The sequence below is a fragment of the Paracoccus methylovorus genome, assembly GCF_016919705.1.
In the GTDB taxonomy this organism is placed as follows: domain Bacteria; phylum Pseudomonadota; class Alphaproteobacteria; order Rhodobacterales; family Rhodobacteraceae; genus Paracoccus; species Paracoccus methylovorus.
Window position 1 is genome coordinate 1,095,367 of the sequence record NZ_CP070371.1, and the last position, 19,646, is coordinate 1,115,012.

General features: G+C 65.0%; 15 protein-coding genes. 5 read left to right on the top strand and 10 right to left on the bottom strand.

Going from position 1 to position 19,646, the window contains the following annotated elements; translation table 11 throughout:
* Positions 1-5: 5 nt before the first annotated feature.
* Positions 6-911, bottom strand: coding sequence for a DMT family transporter (locus JWJ88_RS18630; protein ID WP_205295923.1), 906 nt, complete (start codon positions 909-911; stop codon positions 6-8).
* A gap of 87 nt (positions 912-998) precedes the next feature.
* On the opposite strand from JWJ88_RS18630, the gene JWJ88_RS18635 reads away from it, so the two are divergent.
* The 5 genes from JWJ88_RS18635 to JWJ88_RS18655 all read left to right on the top strand — a co-directional run bounded on the left by JWJ88_RS18635 (position 999) and on the right by JWJ88_RS18655 (position 4,088).
* A complete protein-coding gene (locus JWJ88_RS18635; protein ID WP_205295924.1) occupies positions 999-1,184 on the top strand; it encodes a heavy-metal-associated domain-containing protein in 186 nt (61 codons plus the stop codon).
* 179 nt (positions 1,185-1,363) lie between these two features.
* Positions 1,364-1,669, top strand: coding sequence for a hypothetical protein (locus JWJ88_RS18640; protein WP_205295925.1), 306 nt, complete (start codon positions 1,364-1,366; stop codon positions 1,667-1,669).
* Between the two features lie 7 nt (positions 1,670-1,676).
* Positions 1,677-2,357 (top strand): NAD-dependent deacylase, encoded by a 681-nt coding sequence (locus tag JWJ88_RS18645; RefSeq protein WP_205295926.1) that lies wholly within the window; start codon positions 1,677-1,679, stop codon positions 2,355-2,357.
* A 146-nt stretch (positions 2,358-2,503) separates the two neighbouring features.
* Positions 2,504-3,646, top strand: coding sequence for an alpha-D-ribose 1-methylphosphonate 5-triphosphate diphosphatase (locus JWJ88_RS18650; protein WP_205295927.1), 1,143 nt, complete (start codon positions 2,504-2,506; stop codon positions 3,644-3,646).
* Positions 3,647-3,749: 103 nt separating this feature from the next.
* A complete protein-coding gene (locus JWJ88_RS18655; protein ID WP_205295928.1) occupies positions 3,750-4,088 on the top strand; it encodes a carboxymuconolactone decarboxylase family protein in 339 nt (112 codons plus the stop codon).
* A 48-nt stretch (positions 4,089-4,136) separates the two neighbouring features.
* On the opposite strand, the gene JWJ88_RS18660 is transcribed toward JWJ88_RS18655, so the two are convergent.
* The 9 genes from JWJ88_RS18660 to JWJ88_RS18700 all read right to left on the bottom strand — a co-directional run bounded on the left by JWJ88_RS18660 (position 4,137) and on the right by JWJ88_RS18700 (position 19,646).
* Positions 4,137-5,768, bottom strand: coding sequence for an alpha-D-glucose phosphate-specific phosphoglucomutase (locus tag JWJ88_RS18660; RefSeq protein ID WP_205295929.1), 1,632 nt, complete (start codon positions 5,766-5,768; stop codon positions 4,137-4,139).
* A gap of 10 nt (positions 5,769-5,778) precedes the next feature.
* Entirely contained in the window at positions 5,779-7,614 is a 1,836-nt protein-coding gene (locus JWJ88_RS18665) for a 4-alpha-glucanotransferase (protein ID WP_240200292.1), read from the bottom strand.
* The gene (glgX, locus tag JWJ88_RS18670) at positions 7,607-9,700 is read right to left on the bottom strand and encodes a glycogen debranching protein GlgX (RefSeq protein ID WP_205295930.1); all 2,094 of its coding nucleotides are present in this window, start codon (positions 9,698-9,700) and stop codon (positions 7,607-7,609) included. Before glgX ends, JWJ88_RS18665 begins: the two co-directional genes overlap by 8 nt.
* Positions 9,700-11,100 (bottom strand): glycogen synthase GlgA, encoded by a 1,401-nt coding sequence (gene glgA / locus JWJ88_RS18675; protein ID WP_205295931.1) that lies wholly within the window; start codon positions 11,098-11,100, stop codon positions 9,700-9,702. The genes glgX and glgA overlap by 1 nt, the downstream gene beginning before the upstream one ends.
* Positions 11,097-12,359 (bottom strand): glucose-1-phosphate adenylyltransferase, encoded by a 1,263-nt coding sequence (gene glgC, locus JWJ88_RS18680; protein ID WP_205295932.1) that lies wholly within the window; start codon positions 12,357-12,359, stop codon positions 11,097-11,099. Before glgC ends, glgA begins: the two co-directional genes overlap by 4 nt.
* A 29-nt stretch (positions 12,360-12,388) precedes the next feature.
* Positions 12,389-14,605, bottom strand: coding sequence for a 1,4-alpha-glucan branching protein GlgB (gene glgB, locus JWJ88_RS18685; protein ID WP_205295933.1), 2,217 nt, complete (start codon positions 14,603-14,605; stop codon positions 12,389-12,391).
* 19 nt (positions 14,606-14,624) lie between these two features.
* Positions 14,625-17,021: a glycogen/starch/alpha-glucan phosphorylase gene (locus JWJ88_RS18690; protein WP_205295934.1), complete on the bottom strand. Its 2,397-nt coding sequence runs from the start codon at positions 17,019-17,021 to the stop codon at positions 14,625-14,627.
* A 211-nt stretch (positions 17,022-17,232) separates the two neighbouring features.
* Positions 17,233-18,084: a carboxylating nicotinate-nucleotide diphosphorylase gene (gene nadC, locus JWJ88_RS18695; protein ID WP_205295935.1), complete on the bottom strand. Its 852-nt coding sequence runs from the start codon at positions 18,082-18,084 to the stop codon at positions 17,233-17,235.
* Positions 18,081-19,646: an L-aspartate oxidase gene (locus JWJ88_RS18700; protein ID WP_205295936.1), complete on the bottom strand. Its 1,566-nt coding sequence runs from the start codon at positions 19,644-19,646 to the stop codon at positions 18,081-18,083. Before JWJ88_RS18700 ends, nadC begins: the two co-directional genes overlap by 4 nt.

Genomic DNA, 19,646 nt, shown 5'->3' on the forward strand with positions numbered 1-19,646 from the left:
GGGGTTCAGCAGCCAGCGGCAAATCCGGCCTCGCGCAACCGGCGGCGGCGCAACACGGCTTCGCGCCACATGGTATAGCAACCAGAGGTCACGATGATCGCCGCACCCAGCATGGTCATCGCATCCGGCCGCTCGTCAAAGACGAGAAAGGCGAGGATCAGGGCAAAGACAAGGCGCGCGTAGCGATAGGGCGCCAGTGCAGATGCCTCGCCCACACGGGTCGCGGTGACCAGCAACGCATAGCCGCCCACGCCGACGCCAATGCAGACCAGAAACAGCAGCGATTGGCGGGGGCTGGGCATGACGACCTCCTGCCCAAGCGTGAGCCCCATGAGCACCGAGGCAATCAGAATGGCGAAAAAGGCCGAAGCCGCCAACTGATCGGACCTGACATGGACCGGAACGCGGCGGGTGATGATGTCGCGCACGGCAAGCGCCAGCACCGACAACAGGGCCATCAGCGAAACCGGCTGGAAACCCGCAAGCCCCGGCCGGATCACCAGCAGGACCCCGAAAAAGCCGGCGATGATCGCACTCCAGCGCCTCCAGCCCACCGGCTCGCCCAGAAACACCGCCGCCCCCAGAACGATGGCCAGTGGCAGCGCCTGCATGATCGCCGAGGTCGAGGACAGGTCGGACAGCGCCAGCGCCACGACCATTCCGATCGAGCCGACCGCCTCGGCAAGGCTGCGAAACAGCACGATGGGCGTAAGCAGGTCGCGGGTAAAAAGCCGCCCCCCTCTCAGCTTCAGCATGGTCCCGAAGACAAGAAATCCCAGCAACCCGATCAGGCCCAGCACCTGCGAATAGGGCAGCTCGGCCGAAAGCAGCTTGATGAACACATCCTCGAAGGCGAACAACACCATCGACACGACCATCAGAATTGCGCCACGAAAGTTTTCAGTGACCATAGGTCGCAGCCTCATGTGGGGGAGTTGCGCCTGCGGCGCGTCGACGCAATCATAGGCAGCTTTCAGGGCAAACGAAAGGATGTACCGATGAAATTCCGCGTCGAGGACATGAGCTGCGGCCATTGCACCGCCGCCATCGAAAAAGCGGTGGCCGAGGCCGGCGGCAAGGCTGTCACCGATCTGACCGACCGCAGCGTCACGGTCGAGGGGTTGGACCCCAACCGCGCGGCCGAGGTGATTCGCGAAGCCGGTTACACGCCCCAACCGGCCTGAGCCTTTGTCTCACCCGCCTCTCACATATATTGGGGGTGGGCAGAACCGGACCCGCCATGGGTGGTCACGGTCGCGCGATTGAGCCGAGAGCCTGCTTCTGTTAAGCTTTGCCGGATAAGATGCGCGGCTGAAAGAGGGTGCCCAGCCCCAGCGCCGTGGCAGGAGCCGAGGAGACAGAGATGCTTAACCGACTGATGATCGCCGCCGCCGCGGTGGTGCTGACTGCGCCGCTTGCCGTGGCAGGCCCGATCGATTCCGCATGTGCGCGCTCTGACCGCGCCGCACGCAATGGCCAGGCCTGCCGCTGCATCCAGCAGGTGGCCGACCAGACGCTGTCGCGTTCGGACCAGCGCCGCGCCGCGCGCTTCTTCCGCGACGCGGACAAGGCGCAAGAGGTGCGCATGTCCAAAAGCGACGCCGACAACGCCTTCTGGGCGCGCTACAAGAACTTCGCCGCCGCGGCCGAGGCCTACTGCGCGCGCTGAGGCAGGGATGCGCATCACCGTGCTGACGGGGGCCGGCATCTCGGCCGAAAGCGGAATCCGAACCTTCCGCGCCACCGACGGCCTGTGGGAAGAACATCGCATCGAGGATGTCGCCACCCCCCAGGGCTTTCAGCGCGATCCGGCGTTGGTGCATCGCTTCTACAACCAACGCCGCGCCGATGCCGCGCGCGCGCAACCCAATGCGGCGCATCGGGCGCTCGCGCAACTGGCGCAGCATCATCAGGTGACGCTGGTTACGCAAAACGTCGACGACCTGCATGAACGTGGCGGCTCGCCCGAGGTGATCCATATGCACGGCAGCCTGCTCGGCGCGCTCTGCGCGGGTTGCGGGCACCGCTGGCCTGCGGTGCTGGTGATGCGCGCGCTGGACCCCTGCCCAGCCTGTGGCAAGCCCCTGACACGACCCGACATCGTCTGGTTCGGCGAGATCCCCTATCACATGGACCGTATCTGGGAAGCCGTCCAGAGCGCCGACCTGTTCGCCGCCATCGGCACGTCCGGCATGGTCTATCCGGCTGCGGGAATGGCGCAATACGCGCGTCGTAACGGGGTCGATACTATTGAACTGAACCTGGCGTCATCCGCCGTCAGCCGCGACTTCACCGACCGACGCATCGGCAAGGCGACCAAGGTGGTGCCGGATTGGGTGGCCACGCTCTGCCGCTAAGCCCCCGCCTCTTCGATTTCTCCGTTGCCCAAATACCCCGGGGGAACGCCGGGCCCGCCCGGCGTGGGGGCAGCGCCCCCTTTTGTCCCAGCGCCCACACGCTGCAGACCGCCACTCCCTAACCAGCACGAAAGCCCAACAACATCATGACCCGCACCGTCCTTGCCAATGCCCGCCTGATCCTGCCAGAGACCATGACCGCAGGCGCCTTGGAGCTTCAGGACGGCGTTATAACGGCGATCCATTCTGGCACCGCGGTGCCCAAAGGCGCGGCTGACATGCAGGGCGATTACCTCGCCCCGGGCATGGTGGAACTCCATACCGACAATCTCGAACGCCATATCCGCCCGCGTCCCGGCGTGGACTGGCCTCATCCCAGCGCCATCCTGGCCCATGACGCCGAACTTGCCGGCTGCGGCATCACCACGGTCTTCGATGCCATGCGCGTGGGCTCGATCCCGAATGAGGGACCCGACAAGGATTATGACAAATACGCCCGGGAACTCGCCCATGAACTGGCCGCACTAAGGGCGCAGGGTGTCCTGCGTATCAGTCACTTCCTGCATCTGCGGGCTGAAATCTGTTCGCAAACCCTGCTGGCCGAGCTGGACGAGTTCGGCTCCGGGGACCGGGTCGGCATCATCAGCTTGATGGACCACACTCCGGGCCAGCGCCAGTTCCGCGACATCTCGAAGCTCGCGCAATATGTGCAGGGGAAATACAAGCTTTCGGACACGGAATTCGCCCAGCATGTCGCACGGCTCAAGGATCTGCGCGCGCGTTTTGGCGACCGGCACGAGGCCGCCGCTGTCGAAATCGCCCATCGTCTGGGCGCGGTGCTGGCCAGCCATGACGACACCACCGCCGTGCATGTCGCACAATCAGCCGGCCACGGCGTGCGGCTGGCCGAGTTCCCGACCACCGCCGAGGCGGCGGCCGCCTGCCACGAACATGGCATCATGGTGATGATGGGGGCGCCGAATCTGATCCGGGGCGGTTCGCATTCGGGCAATGTCCGGGCGGCAGAACTGGCGCAGAACGGGCATCTGGACATTCTTTCGTCGGATTATGTCCCTGCGGCGCTGCTGGCTGGCGCGCTGATTCTGGCGCGCATCTGGGACGACCTGCCGCGAGCCATCGCAACCGTGACAGCAAATCCGGCAAAGGCGGCGGGACTGGACGATCGCGGGCGGCTTGCACCGGGGCTGCGCGCCGACCTGATCCGCTTTTCCATGCTGGGCGACACGCCGGTCATGCGGGAAACATGGGTGCGCGGACGGCGCGTCTGATCTTTACATCAAATATGCGAAAATTCGTAAGTAACTTGACCTGAATCAAGCCGGACCCTTCGGCATCGGGCTAGGACATGCCCGCCAAGAAGGAGAGCACATCATGAGCTACAAGGCCAAGATCGACGGAATGCGCAGTGAACTGCGGGTGATGAACAAGACCATCCCTGAGGCTGCAAAGGGGTTCGGCACACTGTCAAAGGCCGTGCATGACAGCGGCGTTCTGGACGTCAAGACCAAGGAGCTCATCGCCCTTGGCATGGCCATCGTGCAGCGTTGCGAACCCTGCATCCTCTTTCACGTCGAGGCACTGATGAAGGCCGGCGCGACGCGCGAGGAACTGGGCGACGTTCTGGCCATGGCAATCCAGATGAGCGGCGGACCGGGCATGATGTATGCGGGTCACGCGCTGGCTTGCTGGGACGAACTGACCGCCGGCTAGGCCAGCCCCCCTTTGGGGCCGGACCTGTGCCGGGATGGTCGCGGTAGCTCAGGTGATGACGTCGGGCGCAGTGCGGCCTGTGCGGGCACCGATCCCGGCGATCTCGTCGGCCGCGGCGATGATCGGGGCCAGCGCCTTTTGCGGGTCGTCCTGCATCCGGGCGGGGTCGGTTTCGACCCGCTCCAGATAAAGCCGCAGCGTCGCACCCTCGGTCCCGGTGCCCGACAGACGCAGCACGATCCGCCCGCCGCCTTCGGTCATGATGCGCAAGCCTTGATGTTCGCTGCGCGAGCCATCGACCGGATCGTCATAGGCAAACTCGTCGGCGGCCTCGATCCGCAGCCCCGCAATGGTCTGGCCGGGCAGACTGGTTAACGCTGCGCGCAACGCCTCCATCAACTCGCCGGCAGCCGCCGCATCCACCGCTTCATAATCGTGACGCGAGTAATAATTGCGGCCATATTTCGCCCAGTGATCGGCCATGATCTCGGCCACGGACTGCCGGCGTTCGGCCAGAACATTCAGCCAGAACAGCACTGCCCAAAGCCCGTCCTTTTCCCGCACATGGTCCGAGCCGGTGCCGGCGCTTTCCTCGCCGCAAAGCGTTGCGCGGCCAGCGTCCAGCAGGTTGCCAAAGAATTTCCAACCCGTCGGCGTCTCGTAGCAGGCGATCCCCAGGCTTTCCGCCACCCGATCCAGCGCGCGAGAGGTCGGCATGGACCGCGCCACCCCCTTCAGCCCCGCTGCATAGGCCGGGACCAGCGTCGCATTCGCCGCCAGCACCGCAAGGCTGTCCGAGGGCGTGACATAGGCGTTGCGGCCGACGATCATATTGCGATCCCCGTCGCCGTCCGAAGCTGCACCAAAATCCGGCGCATCCGGGCCGAACATCGCCTGCATCAGCTCCTTGGCCCAGATCGGGTTCGGATCGGGATGGCCACCGCCGAAATCGGGGCTGGGAACGGCATTGACCACCGAGCCCGCCGGGGCGCCCAATGCCCCTTCCAGAATCGCCTTGGCATAGGGGCCGGTCACCGCATGCATGGCATCGAAGCGAATGCGAAAGCCCGAGGCGAACAGCGCGCGGATCTTTCCGAAATCGAAGATCTGCTCCATCAGCGCCTGATAGTCGGAAACCGGATCGACGACCTCGATCTCCATCTCACCAAGGCGCTTGGCACCCAGCACCGACAGATCCACGTCCTGCGCATCGAGAATGCGGTATTCGGTCAGGGTTCTGGTCGCCTCGAATATCTTTTCGGTCACCGGCTCGGGGGCGGGACCACCGTTGGCCACGTTGTATTTGACACCGAAATCCTCGGTCGGGCCGCCGGGGTTATGGCTTGCCGACATGATGATGCCGCCATCCGCCTTGCGCAGCCGGATCAGATGCGATGCGGCGGGGGTGGAAAGCAGCGCATTCTGGCCGACGATCACCTTTTTCGCACCGCTCGCCGCCGCCATGCGCAAGATGACCTGTGCCGCGCGATCGCCGAAATATCGCCCGTCACCACCCAGCACATAGGTCTTGCCCTCTGCCCCGCCAGTGCCGTTCCAGATCGCCTGCACGAAGTTTTCCAGATAATGCGGCTGCATGAAGACCGGAGTCTTCTTGCGCAGGCCCGAGGTGCCGGGCTTTTGCCCCTCGATGGGCTGTGTCGGGACGGTGTGAACGGTCATCGACCTCTCCTTAACGTTCATTGTCGCGCATGATGCTGGCAGTCCGCGCGACCAAGGGCAATGCCGGGAAATCCCCGGCCGCCACCGGCAGGCGCAATTGCCAGTTCGGATATTCGCCGACAGTTCCAGGCAGGTTCGGCTGGTCGGTCATGTCAAGCATCAGTTCGGCCTGCACCGCCACCAGACGCGACGGCGTGCGGGCCAGAAAGCCATGCAGCGCCTCGGGACCGGCATCGGGCAGCAGTCGGTCCAGTGCCGCGACCTCTTCGGCGCGCTCGGTCAACTGGGGCGAGGCGTCCTGTCCCAGAATACCGGCGCGGGCCTTGATGTCCGCACCCTGCCGCCAGCCGCGCCATGTCGGCAGGTCGTGGGTCGAAAAGCTGGCGATGGCGCTGCGGTCATAGGCTTCGGCGGTTCGAAAAGCGGGGGGGTGCCAGCTTTCACGCTCGAACATGGCGACACGGCAACCGAGGATACCCGATTGCGCCAGCGCCCCGCGCAGCCCGTCGGGAATATTGCCCAGATCCTCGCCGACAATGACGGCGTTTCCGGCGCGGGCGGCCTCGATCCGGGCCACGGCCAGCATGGCATCGCGTGGCATCCGCACATAGGCGCCGGGCGCGGAATCAGACACCCAGAAGGCACGTTCGAAGCCAAGGATATGGTCGATGCGCAAAGCGGCGGCGAACTGCAACTGACGGCGCAACGTTTCGGCCAGCGGCGCATAGGCAGTGGCGCGCAGGGCAAGCGGGTTGAAGGGTGCAAGCGACCAGTTCTGCCCCTCGGGGGAAAAGGCATCGGGTGGCGCCCCAAGCGAAGCGCCAAGGGCGAAGCTGGCGCGATCCTCCCAAGTCTCGGCCCCAAAGGGATGCGTGCCGACGGCGAGGTCCAGATAAAGCCCATACGCCATGCCCCCATCGCGCGCCGCCTGCCCCGCCGCATCCAGCGCGTGTTCCGCGCGCCATTGCAACCAAGCGTGAAAACGCATCTCACCGGCCAGTTCCGCCCGCGCGGCAATGGCGGCGGGTGTATCGGGCGAGGTCAGCGTTGCAGGCCAGTCGCACCAAAAGGCACCGTGCCGGGCAGACAACGCCTGATGCAGGGCAAAGCGTTGCAGACTTTCGCCTTGGGCAGCCAGCCAGCCGTCGAAACCCGGATCGCCCGGAAAGGCGTCGTATTCCGCCCGCAGCGCCGACATGCGTGCGGGAATATCGCGGATATAGTCGACGCGGGGGCCGGGTGTGCCGATACCTCCGGGCAAGTGAGCCACATTCAGCCGCCGGCGATGCGAGGGCGTGTAGGGGCTGAAAAGATGCGGCACGGTCGGGAAACCGGCATGGATCGGGTTGATGCCAAGGAAAGCTGCCCCCTGCCCGCCCATGCCTTTGGCCAGCGTCGCAAGATCGGCATAGCTGCCGATGCCCTGTGCCGACAGGCCGTAAAGGGGCGCAATCAACCCCCAGCAGCGCGCGGGCTCGGACAGGCGCGGCGGTGCGGCCAGCAGCGTATAGTCGCGCCCGTCCGCGCGCAGGTGATGGATGCCCAGCGGCAGTTCGGGCAGTTGGCCGCGCCCTTCGACCTCCCCCCCGTCCTCATGGGTCAGGCGCCAATGGTTCAGCACAAGCTCGGGCCGGGTGTCGGCTGTGCAGATCACGTCCTGCGGCAGGTGGTCGGCGCAATCGTCCAGCGCCGCCTGTGCTTCAGTCACCGAGGGCGCAGAGTAGCCCATCGCGGCAAGCAACGCCACGGCACTTTCGACCGAGGTTTCGCGCCATTGCCCGGTCAGGTCGTAAAACCCCCGCAGCACGCCCATGTGCTCGGCCAGTATCAGGCGCGGGTCAGTCACGCTCGCGTTCCAGATCAAAGGCAAGGACGGACTGGCCATCCACCGGAACGCGGTCGGAATCGACGACATAGGGGGTAAGCCCGGGACGGCTGGTGTCCAGATGCAGCCGCCAGCACCACCCTTTGGGTCGGTCAGGCAGCACGACCTCCAGCGGATCGCCGTTGTTGAAGACCAGAAACAACGCTTCTTCGCGCTGCGCGTATTCGGGGGTGCCGGCGGCCATGCGCAGTTCGGCGCAAAGCACGCGCAATTCGGCATTGCCCCAGTCGCCCGAGGCCATCTGTTTCCCGTCCGGTCGCAGCCAGAACAGGTCGGGCAATCCATCCGTCAGGCGCGGGCGAGAATGCAGAAAGCGTTTCTGCCGCAGGATCGGATGGGCGCGGCGAAAGGCGACAAGCTTGCGGGTGAAATCCAGAAACGCCGCGTCGGCGCCGTTCCATTGAACCCAGCCGGTCTCATTGTCCTGACAATAGGCATTGTTGTTGCCGGATTGCGAATTGCCCAATTCGTCTCCGGCCAACAACATGGGCGTGCCCTGAGACAAAAGCAGCGTCGCCAGCAGGTTGCGCCGCCGCCGCGCGCGGGCGTCATTGATGGCGGGATCGTCGCTTGCCCCCTCGACGCCCATGTTGTCCGAGAAGTTCTGGGGATGGCCGTCGCGGTTTTCTTCCCCATTCGCGGTGTTGTGCTTGTCGTTGTAGCTGACCACGTCCATCAGCGTGAACCCGTCATGCGCGGTCAGGAAGTTCACCGACGAGGTGGCGGGCCGGCCGGAATGGTCGAACTGCCGCGCCGAGCCCGCCATGCGATCGGCCAGCTCGGGCACCTGCCGCGCATCGCCACGCCAGAACCGGCGGATGCCGTCGCGATACTTGTCGTTCCATTCAAGGAAAGGCGGCGGAAACCCACCAAGCTGATAGCCACCGGGACCGATATCCCACGGCTCGGCGATCAGCTTGACGCCGGTCAGAACCGGGTCCTGCCGGATTGCGTCGAAGAACGAGGCGCTGCGGTCAAAGCCGCCCCGGACCCGGCGCCCCAATGATGCACAAAGGTCAAAGCGGAAACCATCGACATGCATCACCTCGACCCAATAACGCAACGAATCCATGACCATGCGCAGCACCATCGGGTGATTGACGTTCAGCGTATTGCCGGTGCCGGTATCGTTGACGTAATGGCGCGGGTTTTCCTGCAGCCGGTAATAGCTGCGGTTGTCGAGGCCGCGAAAGGACAGCGTCGGCCCCAACTCGTTCCCCTCACAACTGTGGTTATAGACCACATCCATGATGACCTCGATGCCGGCGGCATGCATGCGGGCGACCATGTGCTGGAACTCGGCGATGTCGCCCTTGCTCAGATAGCGCGGATCGGGGGCGAAAAAGCCCAGCGTCTGGTAGCCCCAATAGTTCACCAGCCCCTTTTCGACCAGAAAGCGGTCGTTCAGAAAGGCCTGTGCCGGCAAAAGCTCCAGCGCGGTCACGCCAAGCTTTTGCAGATGCTCCAGTACCGGGTCCGAGGCGAGGCCCAGAAATGTGCCGCGATGCCCGACATCGGGATGCAGTTGGGTCAGGCCTTTGACATGCGCCTCGTAGATGATGGTATCGGCAATGTCGCAACGTGGCGGCTGATCGGCGCCCCAGGCGAAAGAAGGGTCCTCGACCACGCAGCGCGGCATGAAGCGCGCGCTGTCGCGGCGGTCGAAACTCAGGTCCGCATCGGCCGAGCCGACAGTATAGCCCATCAGCGCATCGTGCCAGATCGGATGCCGGGTCAGCCGCTTGGCATAGGGGTCCAGCAGCAGCTTGTGGTAATTGAAGCGGTGCCCCTCGGCCGGTGCATAGGGGCCGTCAGCGCGCAACCCGTAAAGCTGGCCGGGGCGCAGGCCGGGAACATAACCGTGCCACACGTCCCCGTCACGTTCGGGCAGGTCCAGCCGGTGCGTTTCGGTCCGGCCATCGGCCGAGAACAGGCACAGCGTCACCCGTCGGGCATGTTCGGAAAACACGGCAAAGTTCACGCCCTCGCCGTCAAAGGTGGCGCCCAGCGGCTCCGCCCGCCCTGCAAAGATGTGCAAGCGGGTCATCAGGCGGTCATCGCCCTGAACAGGTCGGCATAGGCGCGGGCCGAGGCGTCCCAGCCCACCGGATGCGTCATCGCATTGCGCATCATGCGCCGCCAGACCGCCGGTTGACGCCACAACCCGCACAGCCGGGTCAATGCCCGCGACAGCGCCTGTGCATTGACCGGGTGGAACTGCACCCCCGTCGCCACCCCGGCAGCCAGCCCTGCGGCCGAGGCGTTGATGACCGTATCGGCCAGCCCCCCGGTCAACGAGACCAGCGGCAAGGTGCCGAAACGCAGCCCGTAAAGCTGCGTCAGGCCGCAGGGTTCGAACCGCGAGGGGACAAGAATGGCGTCACCGCCCGCGATCATGCGATGCGCCAGCGGCTCGTCATAGCCCAGACGCAGCGCGACGCCGGAATAGCGGGCGGCAGCTTGGGAAAATGCCGCCTCCAGCCCCGGATCGCCCGAGCCCAGCACCGCAAGCTGACCACCGTTTTCCAAGAGCGCCGGCAGCGCCTCGATCAGAAGGTCCAGCCCCTTCTGCCCGGTCAGGCGCGAGACGACCACGCAAAGCGGACCGTCCGCTTTGGGCAGGCCGAATTCCTCGCGCAGTGCGGTGCGATAGGGTGCCTTGTCCTTGGGGTCGGCATAGGGCGGTTTCCAGACATCCAGATCAATGCCGTTCAGGATGCCGGTGAAATCGCCGGCACGGTCGGCCAGCACGCCCTCCATCCCCATGCCGAATTCGGGGGTCATCAGTTCCTCGGCATAGGTCGGGCTGACGGTCGAAACCTTGTCGGCAAAGACGATCCCGGCCTTGAGTGCCGAAATCCGGCCCCAGTATTCAAAACCGCGCGGGTTGAAAAGCTGCGCGGGCAGTTGCAGCGACGACAGCATTTGCGCGGGCGCAAGGCCCTGAAAGGCGATGTTATGAATGGTCAGCAGTGTTTTGACGTCGCGCACCCCGGACTGACGCAGGTAAACCGGCACCAGCCCCGCCTGCCAGTCATGCAGGTGCAGCACCTGCGGCCGCCATCCCCCGACGCCCTTTGCGGCGATCAGGACAGCGGCCTTGCACAGCGCGGCGAAACGCTGGGGATTGTCGGGCCAGTCGCGGCCATCGGGGCCTAGGTAGATGCCCCCTTGCCGGTCGAACAGATGCGGCGCATCAAGGATATACAACGTCGTATCCCCCAGCACGCCCTGCAGGATACGGGCCGGGCCGCCGAAAAGCTCGGGGATATCGCACAGCACGGGTGCCTTGTCCTGCGCCGCCATCACCGCGCGATAGCCGGGCAGCAGCACCCGCATCTCGACCCCATCCCCGGCCAAGGCGGCGGGCAGCGCGCCTGCCACATCGGCAAGCCCCCCGGTCTTGACCAGCGGCACGCATTCCGAAGCGACGGACAGAACCCTCATAAAGACGCTTCCCTTCGATCCAGCATGTCCTGCGTGATCAGCGTGACGCCGCCTTGCGAGACGCGAAACCATTTCGCGTCCTCCTGTGGATCTTCGCCGACGACCAGCCCTTCGGGGATTCGCACGCCGCGGTCAATGACCACATTGGTCAAACGCGCGTGTCGGGCGACATTGGCATAGGGCAGCAGCACCGCACGTTCCAGGGTGGAATAGGAGTTGGTGTGGACCTGAGTGAACAACAGCGACTCGCGGATCTCACTGCCCGAGATGATGCAACCGCCCGAGATCAGCGAGCTGACGGCGCTGCCGCGCCGGTCGGGCTCGTCATGGATGAACTTGGCGGGCGGGACCAGTTCGGAATAGGTCCAGATCGGCCAGTCACGGTCCCACAGGTTCAGGTCGGGGTTGAAATCGGTCAGGTCGATATTGGCCCGCCAAAAGGCATCGACCGTGCCCACGTCGCGCCAATAGACCGGATCGCTGGGCGACCGCACGCAACTGTCGGCAAAACGATGCGCCTGCGCCTTGCCGTTCCTGACAATGTCGGGGATCAGGTCGTTGCCGAAATCATGGCTGGAATTGTCGTCCTCCATATCGCGGATCAACAGGTCGCGCAGGAAGTCCCAGCGAAAGACATAAATTCCCATCGAAGCCAGCGTCACATTCGGATCGTCCGGCGTGCCGGGCGGGTCCACAGGCTTTTCCAGAAAGCTGGTGATGACGTCGCGCCCGTCCACCGCCATGACGCCAAAGGCCGAGGCCTCGGCCCGAGGCACGGTCAGGCAACCGATGGTCACATCCGCGCCCGCCTCGACATGGTGGCGGATCATCAGTTCGTAATCCATCTTGTAGATATGATCGCCCGCAAGGATCAGCACATAATCGACGCCGTAACTGTCGATGATGTCGATGTTCTGCGCCACCGCATCCGCCGTGCCGCGATACCACCGCGATTCGTCATAGCGTTGCGAGGCGGGCAGGATATCAAGGAACTCGTTGCGCTCGGCCCGAAAGAAGTTCCAGCCGCGCTGCACATGCCGGATCAGCGAATGTGCCTTGTATTGCGTGGCCAGCGCCATCTTGCGAATGCCCGAATTCAGCGCGTTGGACAGCGCAAAGTCGATGATCCGCGACTTGCCGCCGAAATAGACCGCAGGTTTTACCCGCTTGTCGGTCAGCTCGTGCAGGCGTGTGCCGCGGCCACCGGCCAGAATGAATGCCATGGATCGTCTGGAAAGCCTTTCTTCGCGCTGTGTCATCTCTGTCGCTCTCCCCCTCCTGCCCCGGCCTATGCGGGTGGTTGCTGGTCGGTCGTCCTGTCGTCCTTGATGAAAATCAGCGTCGCAAGCGGCGGCAGCACCAGTTCCGCATGGGCGGGCTGGCCATGGCTTTCGCCCGGTTGCGCGGCAATGCGGCCCAGATTGCCCCGTCCCGCGCCGCCGTAAATCTCGGCATCCGTGTTCAGCACCTCGCGCCACAGGCCGGGTTGCGGAAAACCCATGCGCCAGCCCGTGCGCTCGACCGGGGTAAAGTTGCATACCACCACCACCTCGGGATCGCCCGGATGGCCGCGCCGGATCCATGCAAAGACGGAATGGGCGGCATCATTCGCCTCGACCCACTGGAAGCCGTTGGCGTCGCAGTCCTTTGCGTAAAGCGCGGGCGTCGCGGCATAGATCGCGTTCAGGTCGCGCACCAGCAGTTGCATGCCGCGGTGCAGCGGGTTCCCGATGCAGGCCCAGTCGATCTGGGCATCGTGGTTCCATTCGGCGCTTTGGGCGAATTCCTGCCCCATAAACAAAAGCTTTTTGCCCGGATGGCCCCACATGAAGCCGTAATAGGCGCGCAGGTTGGCGAATTTCTGCCATTCGTCGCCGGGCATCTTGCCCAGCATCGAACCCTTGCCGTGCACCACCTCGTCATGGCTGATCGGCAGGATGAAATTCTCGCTGAAGGCGTAGTGCAGGCCAAAAGTCATCTGGTGGTGATGATGGCTGCGATGAACCGGGTCGCGGCGGATATAATCCAGCGTGTCATTCATCCAGCCCATGTTCCACTTGAACCCGAAGCCCAGCCCGCCTTCATGCACCGGCCGCGACACCCGGGGGTAAGAGGTCGATTCCTCGGCTACGGTCATGATGCCGGGTTCCTCGCCATAGGTCAGGCGGTTCATCTGTTGCAGCATGGCGATGGCTTCGTAATTCTCGCGCCCGCCATCGCTGTTAGGGACCCATTGGCCCTCGGGCCGCGAATAATCCCGGTAAAGCATCGAGGCCACCGCATCGACCCGCAACCCGTCCACGTGATATTCCCTTAGCCAATACAGGGCGTTGGCGGTCAGATAATTCATCACCTCGCGACGGCCGTAATTGTAGATCAGGGTATTCCAGTCCTGATGAAAGCCCTCGCGCGGGTCGGCATGTTCATAAAGTGCCGTGCCGTCGAAACGCACGAGCCCATGCGGATCGCTGGGGAAATGCCCCGGCACCCAGTCAAGGATCACGCCCAACCCCGCCCTGTGCGCCGCATCCACCAGATCGCGGAACTCATGCGGCGGGCCAAACCGGATGGTCGGCGCGAACATTCCCACCGGTTGATAACCCCATGAGCCATCAAAGGGATATTCGCTGATCGGCAAAAGCTCGATATGGGTGAAGCCCATCTCCTTGGCGTAATCGACCAGTTCCACCGCCGCTTCGCGATAGGAAATCGGTCGGCCGCCATCCTTGCGCCGCCAGCTTCCCAGATGCACCTCGTAGATCGAGATCGGCCGGTCCGTCCGCTGCACCTGCGCGCGACGACCCATCCAATCCCCGTCCGACCAGCCATAGCCCGAGATGTCGCGCACGACCGAGGCCGTAGCCGGCGGATGCTGGGCGCCAAAGCCCACCGGATCGGCCTTTTGGTACAGTCCGCCATCGGCGCCGAGGATCTCGTATTTATATACGGTGCCTTCACCCAGATCGGGCATGAAGATTTCCCAGACGCCGGTCGCACCGCGCCTGCGCATGACATGCCGCCGCCCGTCCCAAGCGTTGAAATCCCCGATCAGCGAGACGCGGCGGGCATTGGGCGCCCAGACAGCGAAATGGGTGCCGCGCGCGTCTTCATGGGTCATCACATGCGCGCCAAGCGCGTGCCAAAGCTGGTGATGCGTGCCCTCGCCCAGCAGGTATTCGTCAAGCTCCCCCAAAACCGGGCCAAAGCGATAGGCGTCCTCGACCAACCATTCCTCGCCATCCCGGCTGGCGCGCAGAAGATAGGGTTGCGTGCCGGGCACCTTGCCGTGGAACAAACCCGGATAATCCGCGACGGGGGCCAGCGGATGCGCCTTGCCCGCAACCACCGCAGCCATCGCGGTCGCGCCGGGGTCGAAGGCGGTGACATGGCGAGTGCGGTCGCGGAAATGCGGACCAAGCACCGAGAACGCGTCGTCAGAACGCCCCTCGACGATACAGGCCAGCACCGCGGAATCTGCGACTTCGTTCGGGTCGATCGGCGTCATGGTCCCCTCCGCGTCCGCCTTACCCTTGCCCAAGCAGGCTTTTCGCGTTCCAGATATCGCGCATATACCCCCGGATGGTGCGGTCCGACGAGAACCAGCCCGAGCGCGCGACGTTCAGCGCCGCCATCCGCGCCCAGGTGTCCCGGTCGGCATAGGTGAAATCGACTTCGCGTTGCGCCCGCCAGTAATCGCCGAAATCCGAAGCGACGAGAAAGTAATCCGCCCCCGTCAGGTTTTCGACGATACCCGCATAGCGGTCCGGCTCATCGGGGCTGAAGGCGCCGCTGCGGATCGCCTCGACGGCGCGGGTCAGGCGCGGATCGGCGGAAACCGCACGGGCGGCATGGTCCGGAAGGGTGCGGCGGGCCTCGGCCTCTTCGGCGGTCAGGCCGAACAGGAAGAAGTTCTCTGCCCCCACCAACTCGCGGATCTCGACGTTGGCGCCGTCCAGCGTGCCGATGGTCGGCGCGCCGTTCAGCGCGAATTTCATGTTGCCGGTGCCCGATGCCTCTTTGCCCGCCGTGGAAATCTGTTCCGACAGGTCGGCGGCCGGGATCAGCCGTTCGGCCAGCGTCACGTTATAGTTCGGCAGATAGATCACCCGCAGCTTTTCGTTCGTCGTTGCATCGGCGTTGATGACCGCAGCCACGTCGTTGATCAGGCGGATGATATCCTTGGCAAAGAAATAGCCCGGAGCCGCCTTGCCTGCGAAAATCTTGACCCGCGCCGTCCAGTCCGAGGACGGGATTTCGCGCATCTCCTGCCACAGCGCGATGGTTTCCAGAATGTTCAGGTGCTGGCGCTTGTATTCATGGATGCGCTTGATCTGCACGTCGAAAAGTGCGTCCGGGTTCAGCGTCACATGATGTTCGCGCAGCGCCCAGTTGCAAAGATCAGCCTTATTGGCGGCTTTCACCGCGGCAAACCGCGCCAGCCAGCCGGGGTCGGCGACATGGGGCTCCAGCCCCTGCAACTGTTCCAGATCGCCGATCCAGCCGTCGCCGATGGTCTCGGTGATCAGCCCCGACAGGCGCGGGTTGCAGCTATGCAGCCAGCGGCGTGGGGTGACGCCATTGGTTTCGTTCACGATGCGGTCGGGATGCAGCCGGTGCTGGTCGGCAAAAACCGTGGTCTTCATCAGGCCGGTGTGCAGGGCCGAGACACCGTTCACGCGGTTCGACATGATAAAGGACAGCTCGCCCATCCGCACCCGTCCATCGCCCCGCACCGTGTTCCGGCGGTCGGGATGGGCGCGGCCATGGGCGTCGTCGATGCGGTCGATGATCTGCAGATGGCGCGGCAGCAGATCGGCAAACAGCCCCTCGCCCCAGCTTTCCAGCGCCTCGGGCAACAGCGTGTGGTTGGTATAGTTCACGCAGCCCTGGGTGATGGCCAAAGCCTCGTCAAAGGGCAGGCCGCGTTCGTCATGCAGCAGCCGTACCAGTTCCGGCCCAGCGATGGCGGGATGGGTGTCGTTAAGCTGGATCGCCACCTTCTGCGGCAACTGCCGCAGGTCGGCGTGATCGGCCTCGAACCGGCGCAGGATGTCGCGGATCGACGCGGCTGAGAAGAAATATTCCTGCGTCAGCCGCAGCCGCTTGCCCTTTTCGGTCGAATCCTCGGGGTAAAGCACGCGCGAAATGGTGCGGGCCAGCGCCTCGGCCTCGGCAGCGGCGGTGAAATCCCCCGCGTTGAAGCGTTCCAGGTCAAAGGGATCGACCGCCCGCCCCGCCCAAAGCCGCAGCGTATTGGCCCAATCCCCCCGCCAGCCGATGACCGGGATGTCATAGGCTTCGGATTGCACAAGGTTTTCCGGCTCCCAGACCAGCTTGCCGTCGCGCGTAACGACACGGCCGCCAAACCCCAGGGTAAAGCTGGCCTCTGCCCGCTCGAACTGCCAGACATAGGGTTGCTGCAGCCAGTGCTCCGGCGCCTCGATCTGCCGGCCATCGGCAAAGCTCTGCCGGAACAAGCCATGCTCATAGCGGATGCCATAGCCATAGGCTGGGCAACCCAACGTGGCGAGCGATTCCATGAAACAGGCCGCAAGCCGCCCCAGCCCGCCATTGCCCAACGCGGCGTCGGGTTCGTCCAGCAGTATGCCGCGATAGTCTAGCCCAAAGCTTTCCATCGCCGCCTGCGCCTGATCGGCAAGTTGCAGGTTGACAATATTGTCTTCAAGCAGACGGCCGATCAGGAACTCCATCGACAGGTAGTAGACCCGCTTGGCATCGGCACGATAGGTGGCACGCGTGGCTTCAACCCAGCGATCAACGATCCGGTCGCGCACCGCATGGCTCAGCGCAAGGCGCCAGTCCAGGATCTGCGCATGATCGGGGTCCTTGCCCAGCGTATAGGTCAGATGCCACAGAATCGCGTCGCGAAAACCGGTCTTGGGCGTGTCGTCCCGTGCCATGGATCACCCTTTTGCCGCGCCCGTATCGTGTCCGGGCATACCCTTGGCTTAAGCTATCCGGGTTCGAATGCAAACTGTCGCAAGAAAAATCCGTTAGCGATAACCGCGCCCGACGGTGCCGTGCCGAAATGCTGCGCAAACCCTTGGGTCGATGCGGAAAGTCAGGATATTGCGCAGCAAGGCCGCGCCGAAAAGCCGCGGCCCTTCCGGCTTAGAAATCCAGACCCAGATCCAGCGTGCGCGCGGAATGGGTCAGCGCACCGACCGAGATGTAATCGACGCCCGTCGCGGCCACCTCGGCAATGCGCGCAAGTCGCATATTGCCCGAGGCCTCCAGCACCACCGCGCCCTTGCCCATGGCCACGGCCTCTCGCAACCGATCCGAATCCATATTGTCCAGCAGCACGACATCGGCGCCGCCCTCGTCCAGCACCTCGGCAAGCTGGTCCAGCCGGTCCACCTCGATCTCGACCTGCATCATATGCGAGGCGCGGGCCTTGACCGCCTGCAGGACGGGCCGAATGCCGCCCGCCGCCGCGATATGGTTGTCCTTGATCAGGATCGCATCCGACAGGCTGAAACGGTGATTGAAGCCGCCGCCATGCAGCACCGCCTGTTTCTCGACCAGCCGCAATCCCGGGGTGGTCTTGCGGGTGCAGGTGATGCGCGCCGGGGTCCCCGCCGTCTCGGCAACATAAGCCGCCGTCTGCGTGGCAATGCCCGACAGGCGACCGGCAAAGTTCAGCGCCACCCGCTCGGCCGACAGGATGGATGCCGCCTCGCCCTCGATTTCGGCCAGCACCGCACCGGCCTGGAAACTGCTGCCGTCGGGATGATACACCTGCCATTGCAGCGCCGGGTCGATCAGGCGAAAGGCGATCGCGGCCAGTTGCATCCCCGAGGCCACGCCCGCCTCGCGCGCCACGATCCGCGCTCGATAGCGGGTACCGGCCGGGATCACCGTTCGCGTGGTGATGTCGCCATAGGTGCCCAGATCCTCGCTCAGCGCCAACCGCACCAGCGGTTCAAGGATCATCTCGGGCAGCGGGGGCATCTTGGTCATATCGTCTCCGGTTCAAGCGAGGCGCGCAGGGCCAGCGCATCGGCAAGGGTGATGCGCGAACGCCGCCCCTCGGGCGCGGTATCTGGAAAATCCGTGCGGCAATGCGCGCCGCGGCTTTCCTGACGCATCAGCGCGGCGGCGGCGATCAGCGAGGCCGTGGCGGTCATGTTCAGCAGCGCGGGGCAATCGGGTTGCGCGGCCTCGATGGCCGCGATCTCGCGCAGGCAGCGCCGCAGGCCCGCCGCATCGCGCAACACGCCTGCCCCCTCGGTCATGGCCCGGCGCAGGCGCGCAACTAGCACAGGATCGGGAACCGGGCCGGGCAGCAGGTCAGGCAGCGTGACCGGGGCCGCCTCCTGCCCGGGCTCCAGCCGCGCCGCGATGGACAGCGCGCAGCGGCGGGCAAAGACCAGCGCCTCCAAAAGCCCGTTCGAAGCCAGTCGGTTCGCGCCATGCAGCCCGGTCGAGGACGCCTCGCCGCACACCCAAAGCCGGTCGAGATCAGAGCGCCCCTCGGCATCCACGGCCACGCCACCCATGTGGTAATGCGCAGCCGCCGCCACTGGGATCTGCTCGCGTGTGGGGTCGATCCCCGCGCGCGCGCACGCCCCCGCAACGGCCGGAAACTCGGTCAGGATACGCGCCCCCAGACAAGCGCGGGTGTCCAGCATCGGCCGCAGCCCGGCCTGTGTCTGGGCATAGATCGCACGCGCCACCACGTCGCGCGGGGCAAGTTCGGCATCCGGATGGACGGCCAGCATGAAACGCTCGCCCAGCCTGTTGACCAGATGCGCGCCTTCGCCCCGCAGCGCCTCGGTCGCCAGAGGCGCGGGGTCCTCGCCGCAGTCGATCGCCGTGGGATGAAACTGCACGAATTCGGCATCAGCAATCGCGGCACCGGCCCGTGCCGCCATGCCGATCACCTGACCGCGAATTCGCGGCGGATTGGTTGTGAGCGCGTAAAGCCCGCCCGAGCCGCCCCCCGCCAGCAGCACCGCCGGCGCCCGGATCAGCAGCGGCGCCGAGCCCTGAGGCCCCGACAGCGTGACATCGACCCCGACCACTGCGCCGCCCTCGACGCGCAGGCCGGTGGCCATGACACCTTCCAGCACCTGCACCGAAGGCGTCTCGCGCACCATGGCGACCAGCGCGCGCATGATCTCGGCCCCGGCCTGATCGCCGCGTACGCGCACCACGCGGGCAAAGCTATGCGCCGCCTCACGCGACAGCACATAGCCGCCGTCCGCATTGCGATCAAAGGGCGTGCCAAGCGCCGTCAGGTCCAGAATATGCGTACGCGCCTCGGCCGTGACGAGTTCCGCGATGGCGGGATCGACAGTGCCGGCACCGGCGCGCAGCGTGTCGCGCGCATGGGCCTGCGCGCTGTCGGCCGGGTCCATCGCCGCCGCCACGCCGCCCTGTGCCCAGGCCGAGCTTGCGCCCTGCCCCAGCACCTCGGGCGAGATCATCAGCACCGGGCGCGGCGCCAGTTTCAGGGCCGCATAAAGCGCACCCAGCCCCGCGCCGACGATGATGACGCGGCCGGTCGAAAGCTCTTGCAT

Coding starts and splice junctions, on each gene's coding strand:
- JWJ88_RS18635 (WP_205295924.1), top strand. CDS start 999: ATGAAATTCCGCGTCGAGGACATGAGCTGCGGCCATTGCACCGCCGCC.
- glgA (WP_205295931.1), bottom strand. CDS start 11,100: ATGAGGGTTCTGTCCGTCGCTTCGGAATGCGTGCCGCTGGTCAAGACC.
- JWJ88_RS18645 (WP_205295926.1), top strand. CDS start 1,677: ATGCGCATCACCGTGCTGACGGGGGCCGGCATCTCGGCCGAAAGCGGA.
- JWJ88_RS18700 (WP_205295936.1), bottom strand. CDS start 19,646: ATGCAAGAGCTTTCGACCGGCCGCGTCATCATCGTCGGCGCGGGGCTG.
- glgX (WP_205295930.1), bottom strand. CDS start 9,700: ATGACCCGCTTGCACATCTTTGCAGGGCGGGCGGAGCCGCTGGGCGCC.
- glgB (WP_205295933.1), bottom strand. CDS start 14,605: ATGACGCCGATCGACCCGAACGAAGTCGCAGATTCCGCGGTGCTGGCC.
- JWJ88_RS18640 (WP_205295925.1), top strand. CDS start 1,364: ATGCTTAACCGACTGATGATCGCCGCCGCCGCGGTGGTGCTGACTGCG.
- JWJ88_RS18655 (WP_205295928.1), top strand. CDS start 3,750: ATGAGCTACAAGGCCAAGATCGACGGAATGCGCAGTGAACTGCGGGTG.
- JWJ88_RS18690 (WP_205295934.1), bottom strand. CDS start 17,021: ATGGCACGGGACGACACGCCCAAGACCGGTTTTCGCGACGCGATTCTG.
- JWJ88_RS18630 (WP_205295923.1), bottom strand. CDS start 911: ATGGTCACTGAAAACTTTCGTGGCGCAATTCTGATGGTCGTGTCGATG.
- JWJ88_RS18650 (WP_205295927.1), top strand. CDS start 2,504: ATGACCCGCACCGTCCTTGCCAATGCCCGCCTGATCCTGCCAGAGACC.
- nadC (WP_205295935.1), bottom strand. CDS start 18,084: ATGACCAAGATGCCCCCGCTGCCCGAGATGATCCTTGAACCGCTGGTG.
- glgC (WP_205295932.1), bottom strand. CDS start 12,359: ATGACACAGCGCGAAGAAAGGCTTTCCAGACGATCCATGGCATTCATT.
- JWJ88_RS18660 (WP_205295929.1), bottom strand. CDS start 5,768: ATGACCGTTCACACCGTCCCGACACAGCCCATCGAGGGGCAAAAGCCC.